The following is a 17165-nucleotide window of genomic DNA, read 5'->3' on the forward strand; positions in this document are numbered from 1 at the left end:
GCTTTTATTATTTAACCCCCATCAAATCCCGCCTTCGAGCCTGCTCCGCTTAATCACCGGAATATCTCCGGTATCGTTCAGCGCCCCCGGAAAGGTTTTCAGCCACGCTTTCACCTTCTTTTGATTAATAAAAGTCATGCTCATCCCTTCAATACAGCCTCACAGTTCGCGGGTATTTTGCAGCGTGATCACGATGCAGTCTTTCATCACCCGAATTTTAACGGGCATCCCGTTAATAAACCCGGCCTGCGGCATCCATTCGCCGCATAAACGAACTGAACGTCCCTCAACCCATGAATAGAACTCACAGTGGGTAAAATCCGGCACAGTATCAGCGCGAGTTTGCGTATGACGACAACGACTACATGACGATGCCCCGGGAGCCGGCCAGTGATGAGCAACCGGCTGCCGGGACAGTATTTTGACGACGAGACGGGGCTGCATTAAAATCTGTTCAGATATTATGCACCGGAGTGTGGTTGGTTCGTCAGTCAGGACCCGATAGGGCTGAAAGGGGGATGGAACCGATATCATTATCCTCTGAATCCTATTACAGATAGTAATCTTCTTGGTCTTATTACTTGTGGTACTGATAGAGGTGATCCTGGCACGTTATTAAGATGAATAATGGTTGAAAATAATTGCATTAGTGAATACTCATTTATGTCTTTACCTACAAAAAGTAACGGATTTGCTTGCTGGAATTGTGTTGACGAATGTAAAGGAAATCAAGGCTATTGATTTTTTTACTACAGGAATAAGTATGGTTAACGATAAGGATACAGCTGTATTAATTAGTGAGTTAATGTTGAGATTCGGTAAGGAAGTTGATGAATCTGTTGCTGTTGTTCAGTCCCGTTGTGATGAGAGTGAATTTAAGGCATATCGAGAAGCGGTTGGTTTTACCATGGATGAAATTCTTATTAAAATAATGAATCCATTATATGAAAAACATCCAGAAATAAAACCAAAAGGATTGAAATAAAACATCTGGAACCGGATGAATAATGTGTAAAAGCCGGAGGGGTTATCTTTTCCCGGCTTTTTATTATCAATTACTCATTAACTCCTGTTCCGTTCTTTTGCGTTTGATCACCAGAATATCCCCGGTATCGTTCAGCGCCCCCGGAAAGGTTTTTAGCCACGCTTTCACCTTCTTTTGATTAATAAAAGTCACGCCCATCCCTTCAATACAGACAAAGAGTCCGCGGGTATGCTGCGGCGTGATCACGATGCAATCCCTCATTACCCGCACCTTGACGGGCATCCCGTTAATAAACCCCGCCTGCGGCATCCATTCACCGTACAAACGAACTGAAAGTCTCTCAACGCGTGAGTATGTAAGTATCCCGCATAATCGAGCCATTCACATTTAGAGATCATCCGACATAATCAATCTGCCAACGCAGGAGATCGCTATGCGTAAAGCCCGTATTACTGCGCACCAGATCATCGCTGTGATTAGATCAGTCGAATCCGGACTGACTGTTAAAGATGTCTACCGGGAGGCCGGTATTTCTGAAGCCACCAGGGACAACTGGAGGTCTGGATACGGCGGCAGGGATACGCGTGGAATCACAAAAGGCTCCACCGTATTTACTGTCTGCTCAAGCTGAATTTTCGCCGTAAGGGTAAACAACGGCTGCCGGTACGCAATCCCTCGCCACTGGTCACGCCGGAAGCGCTGAACCAGAGCTGGTTTATGGGCGTCGTTTTCGCACGTTCAATGTTGTTGATGACTGTAATCGTGAAGCGTTGTCGATTGAAATCGATCTGAATCTGCCAGCTCTGCGAGTGGTCCGTGTACTCGACAGGATTACAGCAACCGCGGTTATCCGGCCATGCTGCGTATGGATAAGGGACCGGAATTTATCTCGCTGGCACTGGCTGAATGGGCAAAGAAACATGTAGTAAAGCTGGCGTTTATCCAGCCGGGTAAGCCGAAGAAAAACGTTTTCATCGAGCGTTTTAACCGGACATACCGTACAGAAATACTCAATTCTTATCTGTTCAGAACGCTGAATGAGGTGCGGGAAATTACGGATAAAGGGTTATCAGAATATAACTGCGAACGTCCATATGAATCGCGGAACAATATGATACCGGAGGAATATCGCCAATAACGTTATCTGGCCGGAATCTTAAAAATGCATGGAACTAAAACGGGTCTATTTACAGGGGCACCTGCGATGAATTTCGCTGCACTGAAAAGCGATACCGGATGAGAGTTGCTTCAAATTAATGTGCCATGTTCACGGGGAGGTGGTGCGACGTTTGCATAATCCAGCAAGAACTGAAAGGAAGGGGAGAGCTTTTTCATGCCTGTATAATCAGTCTGGCCTGTGTCAGTCAGCTCTTAGTGTTGAGACTCTCGTTGGAGCGTTATAATTGCTTTTCCGTTTCGGAAAACAAGATTTTCCATTAAAGATCTTCCCTGCGAGGAAAAGTTAACTAATAATCTTACCGTCGAGTTAGGAGATGTAGGAGATGTAGGAGATGTAGGAGATGTATGTTTAAATATAAACAATGTTGCAACGATGCCTGATAATTATCCTCTCTTCGAAGATAAGTTTCCCACACCCAGTGTGGTGGGTTTCATTGTAATGTTATCACTTGAATGTAAATGGAAGGTATAATTGCTTTTTGACTGGCATTCTATTCCACCCTGACAATACGATGTTAACATCAATGCTGGTTATATTGGCAATAACGCAATTTTTTCAGATTAAGAGGTGCTCTGATATATAGATTTTTATGACATTACTTGTTTGAATTGGTAACAAATACCAATAAGTACAAGTTGTTATTACCAGCCAGGGATTTTCCCATATGGTAAAATTTGTTATGACATCATAACATTCTGGGTATGCGATTTTAACTTAGTTTTAAAGAGGTATTTTTTCAATGAAAAACATAAAAAAATTAATTATCGCAAGCGTGTTGAGCATGATAACTGCTAGTTGTTATGCTGGTTCAATCGTGGTGGGCTCAGAGCAACAAAGTTCAGTGGATATTGGCTTTGTCTCTCCCCAGCAGTTGAGCGTAACATTTGCTCCAGTGGCGGGCTTAAAGGCTGGGGTGATTAAGTCTAATACGGATATTGCGACTATTGCAGTTAGTTCTGTTGCTGCTAAACAATTCGCGATCGCAGCGGATTTTAAGGCAAAGAATGTCATGAATGGCGATACATGGACTTTATATGGTAAAAATACTGGCAAAGGAATCAGAGTGTACTTCTATGGTGAGACAACCTCACCAAAGGGGGATGTAAATTACAATGGGCATCAGTGGATCATATATGATATTAACGACAAACTTGGTGTTAAACTAGCTGGAGATCAGAATATCCCAGCTGATGTCTTCCCAATGACTGTAAACATAGCGGCATATCAAGCTTAATAGTAAGCAACTTCTATTAAGTATTATTAAGTCTTAAAGTATTCCCAGCCACAGGCTTTTCTGTACGGTGAGTTTTGGTATGACATTATTCATTCTTGATGTGCTGGGGGATTTTGAAAAGGTGGTTTTTCGATGAAAAATGTAAAAAATTTAATTATCGCAAGTGCATTAAGCATTATGGCTGCTAGTTGTTATGCCGGCTCGCTCGTGCCGAATACAAGCACTGGCGTGTCGGCGGATGTAAATTTCAGTAATCCTGGACAACTACAAGCACAGCTTACTCCAGTGTCTGGCTTGGTGGCAGGTCCTCATCAGGGTGATGAGGCTATTGCTATACTTACGGCAAGCGGTTCGAGCAAACAATACGTGGTAACGGGAGATTATTCTAAACCTGAAACAGTGGGCAACGACAGCGATGTGTGGACGGTAACTGGTAAAAGTGGTAATACCATTAAAGTTACCTTTGGGGGGGGGAGCCTGTGCCAATAAAGGTTCATTAGTGGATGGTGCTTCGCATAAGTGGTGGGTATATAACATGACAGATAAAGTCGCTGTGAAATTGTCTGGATCACAAACGGTAAAGGCTGATACTTATCCAGTGACGATACACATAGCGGAGTATCAAGCTTAATAGTAAACAACTTTTATTGCGCCTTATTAAGGCGCAATAAATATCAAGTCATACATTTTTTTATAACTTGTAATATGAAAATTATTAGTTTTGGTGTAATGGCGGCTGTTTTATTCGTCTCTAATTCTATAACTCCTCCAGTGTATGCCTCTGAGCAGAAATTAAATTTAAACACTAAATCATTCAGCGTGAAGCTGGGGGCTACACGGGTGATTTATCACGCTGGTACAGCTGGAGCCACGCTCTCGGTGAGCAACCCGCAGAATTACCCTATTTTGGTTCAGTCTTCAGTCAAAGCAGCAGACAAAAGTTCGCCTGCTCCCTTTTTGGTGATGCCGCCTCTATTTCGTTTAGAAGCGAACCAGCAGAGTCAACTGCGTATTGTCCGTACTGGTGGTGACATGCCAACGGATCGTGAAACTTTACAGTGGGTCTGTGTAAAGGCGGTACCACCCGAAAATGAACCGTCGGATACACAGGCTAAGGGCGCGACCCTTGACCTCAATTTGTCCATCAACGTCTGTGATAAGCTGATTTTCCGCCCGGATGCCGTGAAGGGGACGCCGGAAGATGTTGCAGGAAATTTAAGATGGGTGGAGACGGGCAACAAACTTAAGGTGGAGAACCCCACCCCGTTTTACATGAATTTAGCCTCCGTCACAGTAGGGGGAAAGCCCATTACAGGGCTTGAGTATATCCCCCCCTTTGCTGACAAAACACTAAATATGCCAGGTGGCACTCGTGGTGATATCGAGTGGAGAGTTATTACAGACTTTGGTGGTAAAAGTCATCCGTTCCACTACGTCCTTAAATAAATCCAGGGGCTTAGCGGCAGAATATGAAGTTCAAACATCCTGCCTTGCTACTGTTTATCGCGGGAGTAGTTCACTGCGCAAATGCGCACGCTTACACATTCGATGCATCAATGTTGGGCGATGCAGCGAAAGGGGTTGATATGTCGCTCTTTAACCAGGGGGTACAACAGCCAGGGACTTATCGCGTGGACGTGATGGTGAATGGTAAACGTGTCGACACCCGTGATGTGGTGTTCAAATTGGAAAAGGATGGGCAAGGAACGCCTTTTCTGGCTCCTTGTTTGACGGTCAGTCAGCTTTCACGCTACGGCGTAAAAACGGAAGATTACCCTCAGTTGTGGAAAGCAGCAAAGACCCCAGATGAGTGTGCGGATCTGACCGCCATTCCACAGGCTAAAGCGGTACTGGATATCAATAATCAGCAACTGCAACTGAGTATTCCGCAGTTGGCGTTGCGTCCGGAGTTTAAGGGGATCGCTCCTGAAGATCTCTGGGATGATGGTATTCCGGCGTTTCTGATGAACTACAGTGCGAGGACAACGCAGACGGATTACAAAATGGATATGGAGAGGCGTGACAACTCTTCCTGGGTACAACTGCAACCGGGAATCAATATAGGTGCGTGGCGTGTCCGCAATGCGACCAGCTGGCAGCGGAGTGGTCAACTGTCGGGGAAGTGGCAGGCAGCATATACCTATGCTGAGCGTGGACTGTACTCACTAAAAAGTCGTCTGACTCTGGGGCAAAAGACTTCGCAGGGGGAGATATTTGATAGTGTGCCATTTACCGGTGTGATGTTGGCATCGGATGACAACATGGTGCCCTACAGTGAGCGGCAGTTTGCTCCGGTAGTGCGTGGGATTGCCCGCACGCAGGCTCGGGTGGAGGTCAAACAGAATGGTTACACCATTTACAACACCACCGTGGCGCCCGGACCGTTTGCACTGCGGGATCTGTCGGTAGCAGACAGTAGTGGTGATCTGCATGTCACCGTGTGGGAGGCCGATGGCAGTACACAAATGTTTGTGGTGCCGTATCAGACCCCGGCGATAGCACTGCACCAGGGATATTTGAAGTACAGCCTGTTGGCGGGCCGATACCGATCGTCAGACTCTGCAACGGATAAGGCGCAGATCGCGCAGGCTACGTTGATGTATGGTCTGCCGTGGAATCTCACTGCATACGGCGGTATACAGAGTGCAACGCACTATCAAGCTGCATCGCTTGGTTTGGGGGGATCTCTCGGGCGGTGGGGGAGTTTATCTGTCGATGGAAGCGACACACACAGTCAGCGTCAGGGGGAGGCGGTACAGCAAGGAGCCTCCTGGCGACTGCGTTACAGCAACCAGCTGACTGCGACGGGGACAAATTTTTTTCTGACGAGATGGCAGTATGCCTCGCAGGGCTATAACACCTTATCCGATGTGCTCGACAGTTATCGACATGATGGCAACCGTCTATGGTCGTGGCGAGATAATTTGCAGCCGAGCTCGCGTACCACCCTGATGTTGAGTCAGTCATGGGGGAGGCATTTGGGCAATCTGAGTTTAACCGGTTCCCGTACCGACTGGCGTAATCGTCCCGGTCATGATGACAGCTACGGACTGAGTTGGGGAACCTCTATCGGAGGGGGCTCGCTGTCATTGAACTGGAATCAAAACAGAACGCTGTGGCGCAATGGCGAGCACCGTAAAGAGAACATAACCAGCCTGTGGTTCAGTATGCCATTAAGCCGCTGGACGGGGAATAATGTAAGTGCTAGTTGGCAGATGACTTCACCATCACACGGTGGTCAGACGCAACAAGTGGGGGTCAACGGAGAGGCATTCAGTCAGCAACTGGATTGGGAGGTGCGTCAGAGTTACCGTGCCGATGCCCCGCCAGGTGGTGGTAATAACAGCGCATTGCACTTGGCATGGAATGGGGCTTACGGCCTGTTAGGTGGTGACTATAGCTACAGCCGGGCGATGCGCCAGATGGGAGTCAATATCGCGGGAGGTATAGTTATCCACCATCATGGTGTGACGCTGGGGCAACCTTTGCAAGGCTCAGTGGCGCTGGTTGAAGCGCCAGGGGCCTCGGGGGTGCCAGTTGGCGGCTGGCCTGGCGTTAAGACGGATTTTCGTGGCGACACCACAGTGGGCAACCTGAACGTCTATCAGGAGAATACAGTCAGCCTCGATCCGTCGCGACTACCGGATGACGCAGAGGTCACACAAACCGATGTGCGCGTGGTGCCAACCGAAGGGGCGGTGGTGGAAGCGAAGTTTCACACTCACATCGGGGCCAGGGCACTGATGACGCTGAAACGGGAAGATGGTAGCGCCATTCCTTTCGGGGCGCAGGTTACAGTCAATGGGCAGGATGGCAGTGCTGCTCTGGTGGATACTGATAGCCAGGTTTATCTCACTGGTTTGGCGGATAAGGGCGAACTGACGGTGAAATGGGGAGCACAGCAATGTCGGGTTAACTACCAGCTACCTGCCCACAAGGGAATCGCGGGCTTGTATCAAATGAGCGGTCTCTGCAGATAGCCGATTCTGAAGGAGAGAATAATGTGGATGAAAATACAGCGAGTGAAAACGGTTATCTATAGCGTAAGCTTACTGGTCGCTGCCAGTAGCTTGATGCCGATAGCGAACGCCGCAGAAAAACTTCAGACAACGCTACGTGTAGGGACTTACTTTCGGGCTGGGCACGTGCCAGATGGGATGGTGCTTGCGCAAGGCTGGGTGACTTATCACGGCAGTCACAGCGGGTTTCGGGTATGGAGCGATGAGCAAAAGGCGGGTAACACGCCTACCGTATTGCTGCTGAGCGGGCAACAGGATCCTCGCCATCACATTCAGGTTCGCCTGGAGGGTGAGGGGTGGCAACCAGATACAGTGAATGGTCGTGGCGCCATTTTAAGAACCGCTGCAGATAACGCCAGTTTCAGTGTGGTCGTTGATGGTAATCAGGAAGTGCCTGCGGACACCTGGACGCTGGATTTTAAGGCCTGTGCATTGGCGCAGGAGAATACGTAGCCGTCTGTTCCACTCATACTTCCTGTATCAGTGAATAAGGCGAATACTGTATATCAGGCTCGAGGATGTATTGAAAATTTACTCAAGGTAAATATGGTTAGCAATCTTCATTGCAGAAAAATCAATTGCTGATTGATTTTAAAATCTGAAATTCATCTTTTTTTGTAGGGAGAGGAATATTATGTTTCGTAAAATAATTTAACGGACACTGATGCCTTTATTATTTTCTGTTTTGTGGATTTGTTTGATTCACTCTTTTGTGAGCGGGGCTTTATAAGCCCCTGGTATAAGGTTTGTTTATCTGTCAGGTATTCATATGTGATATTTAAGATTTTATGTTTAGGGGGCTTTTTCTTGTCCCCTCAGGCGTAAAAATAATTTATTTTTTACATAAAGGAATAAAGCATATGTCTTATGCACGACATTTACCGGTATTAATGTATCACCATGTCAGTGATAAACCCGGACAGATAACCTTATCTCCCCGTACGTTCCGGGCGCAGATGAAATGGCTGGCTGAATCTGGCTGGAAAACCGTTACCGCTGCAGAGGTGGAAGCTTTTTATCATGGTGCAAGATTGCCTCGTAAAAGCGTCATGCTGACCTTTGATGGCGGCTGGCTGGATAACTGGTTGCAGGTTTTTCCGGTGCTGCAGGAGTTTAATCTGCATGCGCATCTCTTTCTTGTGACCAGTTTGATCAGTGACGGACCGGTCCGTATTCCTGCAGGCGAACCGGTGTACTCTCATGATGAGTGTCAGATGCTGGTTAAACAAGGCCGGGCTGATGAGGTCATGCTGCGTTGGTCAGAGGTTCGGGAGATGCACCTCAGTGGCCTTGTTGAGTTTCACTCGCACACGCACACCCACCGACGCTGGGACCAGAAACCTGTGTCCCGTAATCCGTCGGATTTGCTTCGTGTCGATATTCTTCTTAGTCGTAAGCGGATGAGGGAGATGCTGGGTTACTGCAGTCAGCATCTGTGCTGGCCTGAGGGCTGGTATTGTTCTGACTATATTCATGTGGCTGAAGAGCTGGGGTTCACATACCTGTATACCACAGAAAGGCGTATGAACAATCCAGTCATCGGTTCACAGCGTATTGGTCGTATCAACACAAAGGAGCGAAAGAATGTGGGCTGGCTGAAACGTCGTCTGTTTTATCACACCACGCCCGGATTTTCTTCGCTGCTGGCCCGGCATAAGGGGGCACGTCGGATAGCTGACTGAGCCGGAGACCAGGATGAAAGTGCTGCATACCGAATCCTCCCCCATCATCGGCGGGCAGGGGTTGTAGGCTATATCCCAAATGATGGTGCTGATTTTGAGCAGAAATAAGATAACACCGGAGGCCGTGATAGACCCGGTTGCGCAGAATCTGGAGGCCGCAGGTCACTGGCGCAGGGCTTCTACCCGCTGGCTTTTGGTCATGGGAGATTTTGAATGTACAGAGGCCCAGCGGGAGTGGTTGTTGTTGCGCCGGAATTATTGCCTTGCGCAGATATCTTCCCCTGGCACCAGTAAAGCTGGATATCAGCGACGTGACGAAATGAGAGGAGCCTGCACATAGGTTTATGTTTTGAGTAAGCGTCTTATTTAAACCGTCTGTTCTGTTTCCTCCACTTTCACAAATAATGTCGAACCGGGTGGGGGGGACTCAAGTAAGAATAATCTGGCGATGTTTTGCTTGTTTCCACGGGATACTTTGTTAGGTGAACGATACAATTAATGCGTTCCAGACTGCGTCACAGAAAAGGACAATGCCTTTGCAGAACGGGCGCATGACAATGAACCACTTTATTATTGGTATCTGGTTCGGCGACAACCTTGACGATCACTTCCGAGATAGGGTATTTACACTGAGTGGTAAACAGGTTCAATTAGTAACCGGAGATGGATGCAAAATCATGATCGATTCAGATGCTATTTTGCAGCCAATAGATTTTTTATTAAGATGATATCAAGGACATTGAGGCACACAATGACGCATCAGTAAGTCGTTGATAGCTCCTTTAATATAAGAATTTCTTTTATCAACGGAAGATAATGATGGAACTGATCAATAATCGTGGTATGCGAGACTGGATGATATTTATTAAAGTGGCGGAAGTAGGGAATCTTTCCCGGGCTGCGCGGGAATTAGATATTAGCATTTCTGCTGTCAGTAAATCGCTTAGCCGCCTTGAGAATTCTATTGAGGTTACTTTACTTCGGCGCGATTCACATCACTTAGAACTGACTGGAGCTGGTCAGACAGCCTATGCAAGCATGAAAAGGATAACATCTTCCTTTCAGTCCTTGCTGGATGAATTGCGAAATCCGGATAAAATTATCAGAGGGAGTATAAAATTTTCGGCTCCGGCTATTGTCTGTGAGTTTCTTGCCAATAAGTGGATATGGGAATTTACAGCTAGCTATCCGGATACAAAAATCTACCTGGATTCACGAGAGCGTAGCGATTTTTTTAGTAAATCCCTGGAGTTTGATGAGCTGGTTTTTAAAAGTGGCATAATCGAAAGTGAGGATCTCGTGTATCGAAAGATAAGCCCTTTAAAGTTGGTTCTTTGTGCGAGTCCGAAATATATCAGAAAATATGGCAGGATCTCACATCCTGGCGATTTGGAAAATCACATTATTGTGGGTCTTCACAACCATGGTCTTTCCGGACCTCTTACTCTTTTCCGTCAAGATGAATCATACACTATTAGTGGCGCTGTTAATGTTCATTTATCTTCCAATAATCTTTTGAGTGTTCTTAATTTGGTTTTAGAAGGAAAGGGTATCAACCTTATGACTCCGGCCTGGCTTGCCACCAAATACTTAAAAAATAATGAACTTGAAATTATACTTCCTGAATGGAGGGTCCCAGATCTCCCCATTTATCTTGTATGGCGTCATCGCCAGTATTATTCTCCTTTATTTCAACGCTTTCTGTCTTTTATTGAAGATAAATGGAATAATCGCCCACAAATTGATTTTCTGAATGATGATTAACCCGTTTGGAATGGTTTTGACACGTTCCTGACTTAAACCCACATGATGATGACTGAATTGAGGCATCGAGATATGCGACTGGCCAGCCAGTCGTCTTTTGACGATGCCCAATACAAAACATGATGCCGACTGACGGAAATGATAATACCCGGAAACAGGACGGGACTGTTTTTGGGCAGCCGGAAGTTAAGCCCATACCAGAAACGTTGCAGTGTACTGAAAAATGGCGCCAGGTTGCACTGTAAGTATCCCGCATAATCGAGCCATTCACATTTAGAGATCATCCGACATAATCAATCTGCCGACGCAGGAGATCGCTGTGCGTAAAGCCCGTATTACTGCGCACCAGATCATCGCTGTGATTAGATCAGTTGAATCCGGACGGACTGTTAAAGATGTCTACCGGGAGGCCGGTATTTCTGAAGCCACCAGGGACAACTGGAAGTCTGGATACGGCGGCATGGAAGCTTCTGATATTAAATCTTGAGGATGTCAACGCCAGGATTTATGGTCGTTTTTCGCTATTTTTAATATCCGCTGTTTGATCACTTCTGCTGTCCGCTTTCCGCCATTTCATCTTCACTGATTGGCGTTGCGCTTTTGGTCAGCGCCCCGACTTTGCATTTTTCCTTCAGTTGGTAACTTTCTCCTTTGATATTCAGTGTGGTTGAGTGATGCAGTAGCCGATCCAGGATCGCTGTTGCCAGCACGTTATCACCGAACATCTCTCCCCAGTCTGCGAAGCCTTTGTTTGACGTCAGGATAATGCTCGCTTTTTCATACCGTCGGTTCAGCAGTCGGAAGAACAGACTGGCTTCCTCACTGGTCATTGGCAGGTAACCTACTTCGTCCAGGATCAGCCCCCGCGCATAGCTCAGTTGTTGTAGCTGGCGCTTCAGGCGGTTTTCCAGCTTCGCTTTCATCAGCGTCTACCAACCTGTCCTGCGGCATGAACAACACCCGATGGCCCACATCTGCCGCTTTCACACCGGGGGCAGCGGCCAAGTGGGTTTTCTCCACTCCGGGGGCCCCAGCAGGATCACATTCACGCAGCGCTCCACGAACGCCAGACCGGCCAACTCCCGGACGACCTTATGATCGATGCCTGGCTGGAAGCTGAAGTCGAACTGCTCCAGCGTTTTGACTCATGGCAGACGAGCCTGTTTCAGCCGGGATTCCATTCCGCGCTGATGTCTGCCGTTCTATTCCTGCTGCAGCGCCATGCACAGGAATGTCGACTTATTTTGGGCTGACAGAGGCATTGGTCGTTAAGACTTGTATATTCATGTTGCTTACTCGCACAAAAGGGGGAAAGGAACCGTAAACAACATTGGCAGGTAAGGGACTGGCATCAATTTGAATGGTGTTTTTTTATAACATTATGTTTTAAAAGGTGAATTATATTTTCATGGTGAATTATTCTGTTTTCTATTGTTGTTTATGGAGCATTTAACCAATATTTCAGCTAAAAATAGTGTATTATATTGATTACACTTTGCTGGAGAGGTGTAAACATCAAGCATAACCATATGATGTATATAGGTTTTTGTTTACTGATATCATATTTTTAACAGATATTGAGCAAGTAAATCTGATCTAACTGTAACTTTAGTTTTCTAAATTAATTACCTTGCTTACTTTTTTTTACCTGGTTTTGTAAAACCTCATAATGATCAGTCTATTTGTGGCTTTGTTTAAGGTTTATTTGGTTTTGTAGTCTGAATTGTATCTCCCTCCTGGAGGGCTTTCTTTAGATTCTCTGTCTCCTACGTTGTTATGTTACGTATTTGTTGCTTTGAAGGAGGGGGAAATACAGTTCCATTTATCTGAGTAAGTCAGGTACACAGTAACAACTTTCTTATGAAGAATTTCCAAAATTTTTACTGCGGCGTTATTAATTGTTCAGCGATTCTTACAGATCTGTCGTTCGCTTTTAGTGAATGAAATCCGTGGACTTTTATTTACTAATTTTTTCTTTTCTGAAAAAAACAGAGGTATTGAGCGAAAAATTTTATTCCGTATGATGCCCTCCACACAAAATGTATTAACACTGAATCGTAATTTGCTTCTTTATGCTGATAACTTTCTGTCTATGCTAATACTAAAATTTAGATGACTTTTATACGGTAAAATCTGGTATGAATTTTAAAGATACTCTTCCCGGGGTGTTTCTCTGTGTCGCTATGTTTGCATGTGGTCATGCCAGGGCGAATATGCTCGTTTATCCCATGGCGGCAGAAATTAATAGTAGCCGCGAAGAGGCCACCTCGCTGTTCGTCTATTCTAAATCAGATCATGTGCAATATATTCGAACAAGAATCATGCGTATTGAACATCCTGGTATGCCACAGGAGAAGGAGGTACCAGCAGGGAATGATATAGAGACAGGACTTGTTGTCTCCCCGGAGAAATTTGCCCTTTCCCCGGGAACAAAAAAAACAATACGTGTTATCAGTACTCAGGCACCGGAAAGAGAGGAAGCCTGGCGGGTATACTTCGAGGCTGTTCCTGAACTGGAAGATGATCCACAGGCAGGTGGAAAGCAAAATTCATCCGTAAGTGTGAATCTTGTCTGGGGGGTGTTGCTGCGTGTTTCTCCGTCAGACCCCAGGCCTGCGCTGGTAACGGACGGTCACCACCTGCTGAATACGGGAAATACCCGGCTTTCTCTTATTCGGGCCGGCAACTGCGACACCACATGCCACTGGCAGAATATAGACAAAAGTATTTATCCCGGCGGGAGTGCTGATATTCCGGCCGGAATAAAAAGTAATGCATTTCGTGTGGAATATCGTACGGGTGCAAATTCACCGGTAATCTCTGCTGATTTAACAGCAGCCGGAAAGTAAAAACACACGGAGCGTACGCTATACCCTACATTTATTCTCAGGGGGAGCGGATGTATACCGGGTGTACATATATCACTGTAATAAACAACAAAGCAAGGTTATTTTTTATGAACATGAAAACATCTTTTATTGCCGCGGCTGTGGCATTGGCCACCGTTTATTCTTTTTCTGTTTCTGCGGTTCAGAAGGATATTACCGTCACTGCCAATATTGACAGTACACTTGAACTGCTGCAGGCCGATGGTTCATCCCTCCCGTCGACTATGAAGCTGGATTTCATGCCGGGTAAGGGCCTGGTCCATAAATCACTCCAGACCCGCCTTTACAGCAACGATCAGACCAAGTCGGTTAATGTAAAACTGTTGAATGCTCCACAACTTATCAACGTCCTGGATCCCACCAAAACCATTGATATGGAAGTGACTCTGGGAGGACGGTCACTGACCACCACCAATTCTGTACTGGAAGCTAAAACCCTGTTCCCGGACGGAAAAACTGGCGATGCTTCAGCTCTGCTGAACCTGGATATTGGTCAGAAGGCTGGAGCAGCCTTACAAAACCTGCCTGCCGGTGAATACAGCGGATTGGTCAGTCTGGTGATTTCACAGGCTGTCACTGCCGGCTAATAACCGGTTATTAGCTCTTCATCTGATCCGGTTTTGGGTTGTCACCGTTCGTACCTGAACCGGATCCGGTATTGATCTTATTATTCATTGCAATTCAGGTCTCTTTACGTGAGTCGTTATTTCTGGATGTATTATTTACTGGGGTTGTGCAGTTTTACCAGCCAGGCAACTCTTATTCCCCCTCCTGGATTTGAATCTCTGCTGGAAGGACAGACTGAGCAAATTGAAGTGTTGCTACCAGGGCATTCACTGGGATTATTTCCGGTGGTGGTTAAACCGGACACCGTGCAGTTCATGTCCCCATTGATGGTACTTGAAAGCAGTGGGCTTGCCGCGTTGCCGGGCGCAGAACGGCAAAAAGCGCTGGCTGCACTCAGCCGTCCGTTGCTACGTAACAGCAATCTGGTCTGTGGTGTCTCAGAAGCAAAAGACAGCAGCGAGTGTGGTTACGTGGCAACAGATAAAGAGGATGTTGCGGTTATTTTTGATGAGAACAACGCTCAGTTATCTTTGTTTCTTAACCGGGACTGGTTGCCGGATGAAGAACGACGTGATAAACGCTGGCTGACTCCGACCCCGGAGGGTGTCAGCGCATTTATTCACCGCCAGACGCTGTATCTGAGTGATGATCTCCACAGTCGTAATATGACACTGAATGGTAGCGGTGCCCTGGGGCTTGGTGACGGTCGTTATCTGGGAGGCAACTGGGCGGCTATCTGGAATCAGTCAGAACATTACAATAACAGTCAGGCCTGGTTTGACAATCTGTTTGTCCGTCAGGATCTCGGCAATCAGTATTATCTCCAGGCTGGTCGGATGGATCAGCGGAATCTGTCCAGCGCCACGGGGGGGGATTTTGGGTTCAGTCTGCTTCCCCTGAGCCGGTTTGATGGATTACGAACCGGGACCACCCAAGCTTATGTGAACCATGAGGTGGACCAGAATGCCACTCCGGTTATGGTTCAGGTTACCCGAAATGCCCGTATTGATATTTATCGTGGCAGCGAGTTGCTGGGGAGTCAGTTCCTGACCCCGGGAATGCATACCCTGGATACTCACTCTCTTCCACCGGGAAGCTATCCTCTGGCGTTGCGGATATATGAGGATGGAATTCTGCGACGAACGGAGAGCCAGCCCTTCAGTAAGGGGGGTAATAGCTTCAGTGCACAGACCCAGTGGTTTATTCAGGGCGGGCAGGAAGATACCGGGGATAAAGCCAGCCATTATGACGGTGAGACTGTCATGGCTGCCGGATTCCGAACTGGGCTGCGGAAAAATATCAGTCTGACCGAAGGTATCTCTCTGGCACATGAGGCCTGGTACAGTGAAACCCGACTGAATTCACAGCATGCAGTGCTGGATGGCACGCTGGACCTTTCTGCCGGGATACTGCATGGGACAGACAGCACGAGCGGTAACACTGAGCAGGTGACATACAACGACGGATTTTCCGCGAGTCTGTGGCGTAACCATACGGAAAGTGATGCCTGTAGTGGTCGTCATCCACAGTCAGTGCATGCCAGTATGACCTGCCAGACTTCGATGAACGCCTCCCTGTCGGTTCCGGTGGGGAACTGGTATGCCCTACTGGGATACAGTACCAGCAGGACAGAAGGTCGGCCGGTTTACCGGGGATATGATGATAACAGTGACAAAGAAAATGTGTTCTGGCGACAGGCATACATCCCTGCCTCTCACCGCGAATCTGCTCAGGCTAGTGCAACGTACAGCCTTAATATGGCTGGCATGAATATTAATACCCATGGGGGAGTATGGCGAACCCGAAATAACGGAGTGAATGATGATGGCTTGTTTATGAGTGTCAGTGTGTCATATGCCTCTCAACCACCGACAATGACTGGCAGTAATGGGTATACCTCAGCCGGGACCGATATTCACAGTAGCCGGAATCAAAAAACACAGACGTCCTGGAATGTGAACCATGTGAGATCCTGGCAGCAGGATCTGTATCGTGAACTGTCGGTGGGTTTCTCCGGTTATAACGACGACAGCTGGAGCGGGAGTCTCGGCGGACGCATGAGCGGCCGTATGGGGGAACTGAGCGCCACTATCAGTAACTCCCATCAACGTAATGCGGGCAGCGCCAGTTCACTCACCGCTGGCTACAGCTCGTCTCTGGCGTTATCCCGTAATGGACTGTTCTGGGGAGGTGGTCAGGACGGTGAACCGGCCTCTGGCATGGCGGTGAACGTGGAGTCAGAGGGGGACGAGGGCAGTAGCGGGAAAGTAGTCAGCGTTCGTGGCAGCAGCCAGCCGTTCAGTCTCGGTTTTGGTCAGCAGTCGCTGTTGCTGATGGAAGGCTATAACGCCACGGAGGTGACCATTGAGGATGCAGGGGTTAGTTCACAGGGTATGGCAGGCGTAAAAGCGGGAGGGGGAAGCAGGCGTTACTTCCTGACACCCGGGCATCTGCTGGTTCACAACATCAGCGCCAGTATGAGCCGACTGTACGTTGGCCGCGTACTGGACAAGGATGGCAGACCGCTGCTGGACGCACAGCCACTGAACCATCCATTTTTGTCGTTGGGACCTTCCGGGCGATTTAGCCTGCAGAGCGAGCATAAAGAATCCAGCCTGTGGCTGCTGTCAAAAAACAGGATCCTGCGTTGTCCGATGTCAGTACATAAACGTCGGGATGTTATGCAGGTAGTGGGTGATGTGCGGTGTGAATTAAGTGACGTGGATGCCCTGCCACAGGCGTTGCAAATATCGCCGCGGGTCATCCGTTTACTGAACGTTGCTGGTCTGCTGCGCCATGCCGTTCAGGAAGCATAACGTAAAGATAAAAACGATTAGTATGGAAAA

General features: G+C 47.5%; 15 protein-coding genes and 6 pseudogenes. 18 read left to right on the top strand and 3 right to left on the bottom strand.

Features of this window, described 5'->3' with window-relative positions:
* Positions 1 to 159: 159 nt before the first annotated feature.
* Positions 160 to 444, bottom strand: a complete 285-nt coding sequence (locus ACLJRE_RS17860) for a SymE family type I addiction module toxin (RefSeq protein ID WP_223195126.1) — start codon at positions 442 to 444, stop codon at positions 160 to 162.
* Between ACLJRE_RS17860 and ACLJRE_RS17865 the strand changes: the two are divergent.
* Together ACLJRE_RS17865 and ACLJRE_RS17870 are read left to right on the top strand one after the other, a co-directional pair.
* Positions 403 to 576: pseudogene (locus tag ACLJRE_RS17865) on the top strand (RHS repeat-associated core domain-containing protein); the annotation flags it as partial. The gene ACLJRE_RS17860 and the pseudogene ACLJRE_RS17865 overlap by 42 nt on opposite strands.
* Positions 577 to 706: 130 nt before the next feature.
* Positions 707 to 985, top strand: coding sequence for a hypothetical protein (locus ACLJRE_RS17870; protein WP_077905328.1), 279 nt, complete (start codon positions 707 to 709; stop codon positions 983 to 985).
* A gap of 66 nt (positions 986 to 1051) precedes the next feature.
* On the opposite strand, the gene ACLJRE_RS17875 is transcribed toward ACLJRE_RS17870, so the two are convergent.
* Complete coding sequence (locus ACLJRE_RS17875; RefSeq protein WP_072102253.1) at positions 1052 to 1366, bottom strand: SymE family type I addiction module toxin; 315 nt, start codon at positions 1364 to 1366, stop codon at positions 1052 to 1054.
* A gap of 52 nt (positions 1367 to 1418) precedes the next feature.
* Between ACLJRE_RS17875 and ACLJRE_RS17880 the strand changes: the two genes are divergently transcribed.
* From ACLJRE_RS17880 to ACLJRE_RS17935, 12 genes and pseudogenes are all read left to right on the top strand, one after another.
* Positions 1419 to 1616 carry a transposase gene (locus tag ACLJRE_RS17880; protein WP_001224065.1) on the top strand — a complete coding sequence of 66 codons (198 nt, stop codon included), beginning with the start codon at positions 1419 to 1421 and terminating at the stop codon, positions 1614 to 1616.
* Positions 1550 to 2161: pseudogene (locus tag ACLJRE_RS17885) on the top strand (integrase core domain-containing protein); the annotation flags it as partial. The gene ACLJRE_RS17880 and the pseudogene ACLJRE_RS17885, both read left to right, overlap by 67 nt.
* A 743-nt stretch (positions 2162 to 2904) precedes the next feature.
* Entirely contained in the window at positions 2905 to 3399 is a 495-nt protein-coding gene (locus ACLJRE_RS17890; protein ID WP_001642697.1) for a Saf-pilin pilus formation protein, read from the top strand.
* A 132-nt stretch (positions 3400 to 3531) separates the two neighbouring features.
* Positions 3532 to 3888, top strand: a complete 357-nt coding sequence (locus ACLJRE_RS17895) for a hypothetical protein (RefSeq protein WP_223353120.1) — start codon at positions 3532 to 3534, stop codon at positions 3886 to 3888.
* Between the two features lie 216 nt (positions 3889 to 4104).
* Positions 4105 to 4845 (top strand): pili assembly chaperone SafB, encoded by a 741-nt coding sequence (gene safB / locus ACLJRE_RS17900; RefSeq protein WP_023182371.1) that lies wholly within the window; start codon positions 4105 to 4107, stop codon positions 4843 to 4845.
* Between the two features lie 23 nt (positions 4846 to 4868).
* Entirely contained in the window at positions 4869 to 7379 is a 2511-nt protein-coding gene (locus tag ACLJRE_RS17905; protein ID WP_023212872.1) for a fimbrial biogenesis outer membrane usher protein, read from the top strand.
* 21 nt (positions 7380 to 7400) lie between these two features.
* Positions 7401 to 7871: an AfaD family invasin gene (gene afaD / locus ACLJRE_RS17910; protein WP_000266936.1), complete on the top strand. Its 471-nt coding sequence runs from the start codon at positions 7401 to 7403 to the stop codon at positions 7869 to 7871.
* Between the two features lie 407 nt (positions 7872 to 8278).
* Complete coding sequence (locus tag ACLJRE_RS17915; protein WP_000119391.1) at positions 8279 to 9100, top strand: polysaccharide deacetylase family protein; 822 nt, start codon at positions 8279 to 8281, stop codon at positions 9098 to 9100.
* A gap of 82 nt (positions 9101 to 9182) precedes the next feature.
* Positions 9183 to 9420: pseudogene (locus tag ACLJRE_RS17920) on the top strand (PerC family transcriptional regulator); the annotation flags it as partial.
* A gap of 496 nt (positions 9421 to 9916) precedes the next feature.
* On the top strand, positions 9917 to 10864 hold the full coding sequence (locus tag ACLJRE_RS17925) for a LysR family transcriptional regulator (RefSeq protein ID WP_000970302.1): 948 nt from the start codon (positions 9917 to 9919) through the stop codon (positions 10862 to 10864).
* A gap of 119 nt (positions 10865 to 10983) precedes the next feature.
* Positions 10984 to 11103, top strand: a pseudogene (locus ACLJRE_RS17930) (hypothetical protein); the annotation flags it as partial.
* A gap of 80 nt (positions 11104 to 11183) precedes the next feature.
* A pseudogene (locus tag ACLJRE_RS17935) lies at positions 11184 to 11345 on the top strand (transposase); the annotation flags it as partial.
* Between the two features lie 64 nt (positions 11346 to 11409).
* Here ACLJRE_RS17935 and ACLJRE_RS17940 read toward each other — a convergent pair.
* A pseudogene (locus ACLJRE_RS17940) lies at positions 11410 to 12000 on the bottom strand (ATP-binding protein).
* Between ACLJRE_RS17940 and ACLJRE_RS17945 the strand changes: the two are divergent.
* The 4 genes from ACLJRE_RS17945 (at position 11959) to tcfC (ending at position 17135) form a co-directional block, all read left to right on the top strand.
* On the top strand, positions 11959 to 12117 hold the full coding sequence (locus ACLJRE_RS17945; RefSeq protein WP_000564358.1) for a hypothetical protein: 159 nt from the start codon (positions 11959 to 11961) through the stop codon (positions 12115 to 12117). The pseudogene ACLJRE_RS17940 and the gene ACLJRE_RS17945 sit on opposite strands and share 42 nt — an antisense overlap.
* Positions 12118 to 13002: 885 nt before the next feature.
* Positions 13003 to 13713, top strand: a complete 711-nt coding sequence (gene tcfA / locus ACLJRE_RS17950; RefSeq protein WP_001009501.1) for a fimbrial chaperone TcfA — start codon at positions 13003 to 13005, stop codon at positions 13711 to 13713.
* Positions 13714 to 13763: 50 nt separating this feature from the next.
* Positions 13764 to 14339, top strand: a complete 576-nt coding sequence (gene tcfB, locus ACLJRE_RS17955; protein WP_000287954.1) for a fimbrial protein TcfB — start codon at positions 13764 to 13766, stop codon at positions 14337 to 14339.
* A gap of 108 nt (positions 14340 to 14447) precedes the next feature.
* On the top strand, positions 14448 to 17135 hold the full coding sequence (gene tcfC / locus ACLJRE_RS17960) for a fimbrial outer membrane usher protein TcfC (protein ID WP_000092516.1): 2688 nt from the start codon (positions 14448 to 14450) through the stop codon (positions 17133 to 17135).
* The last annotated feature ends 30 nt before the right edge of the window (positions 17136 to 17165 follow it).

Origin of the sequence: Salmonella sp. SAL04157 (genome assembly GCF_046551635.1) — a bacterium.
Classification (GTDB): domain Bacteria; phylum Pseudomonadota; class Gammaproteobacteria; order Enterobacterales; family Enterobacteriaceae; genus Salmonella; species Salmonella enterica.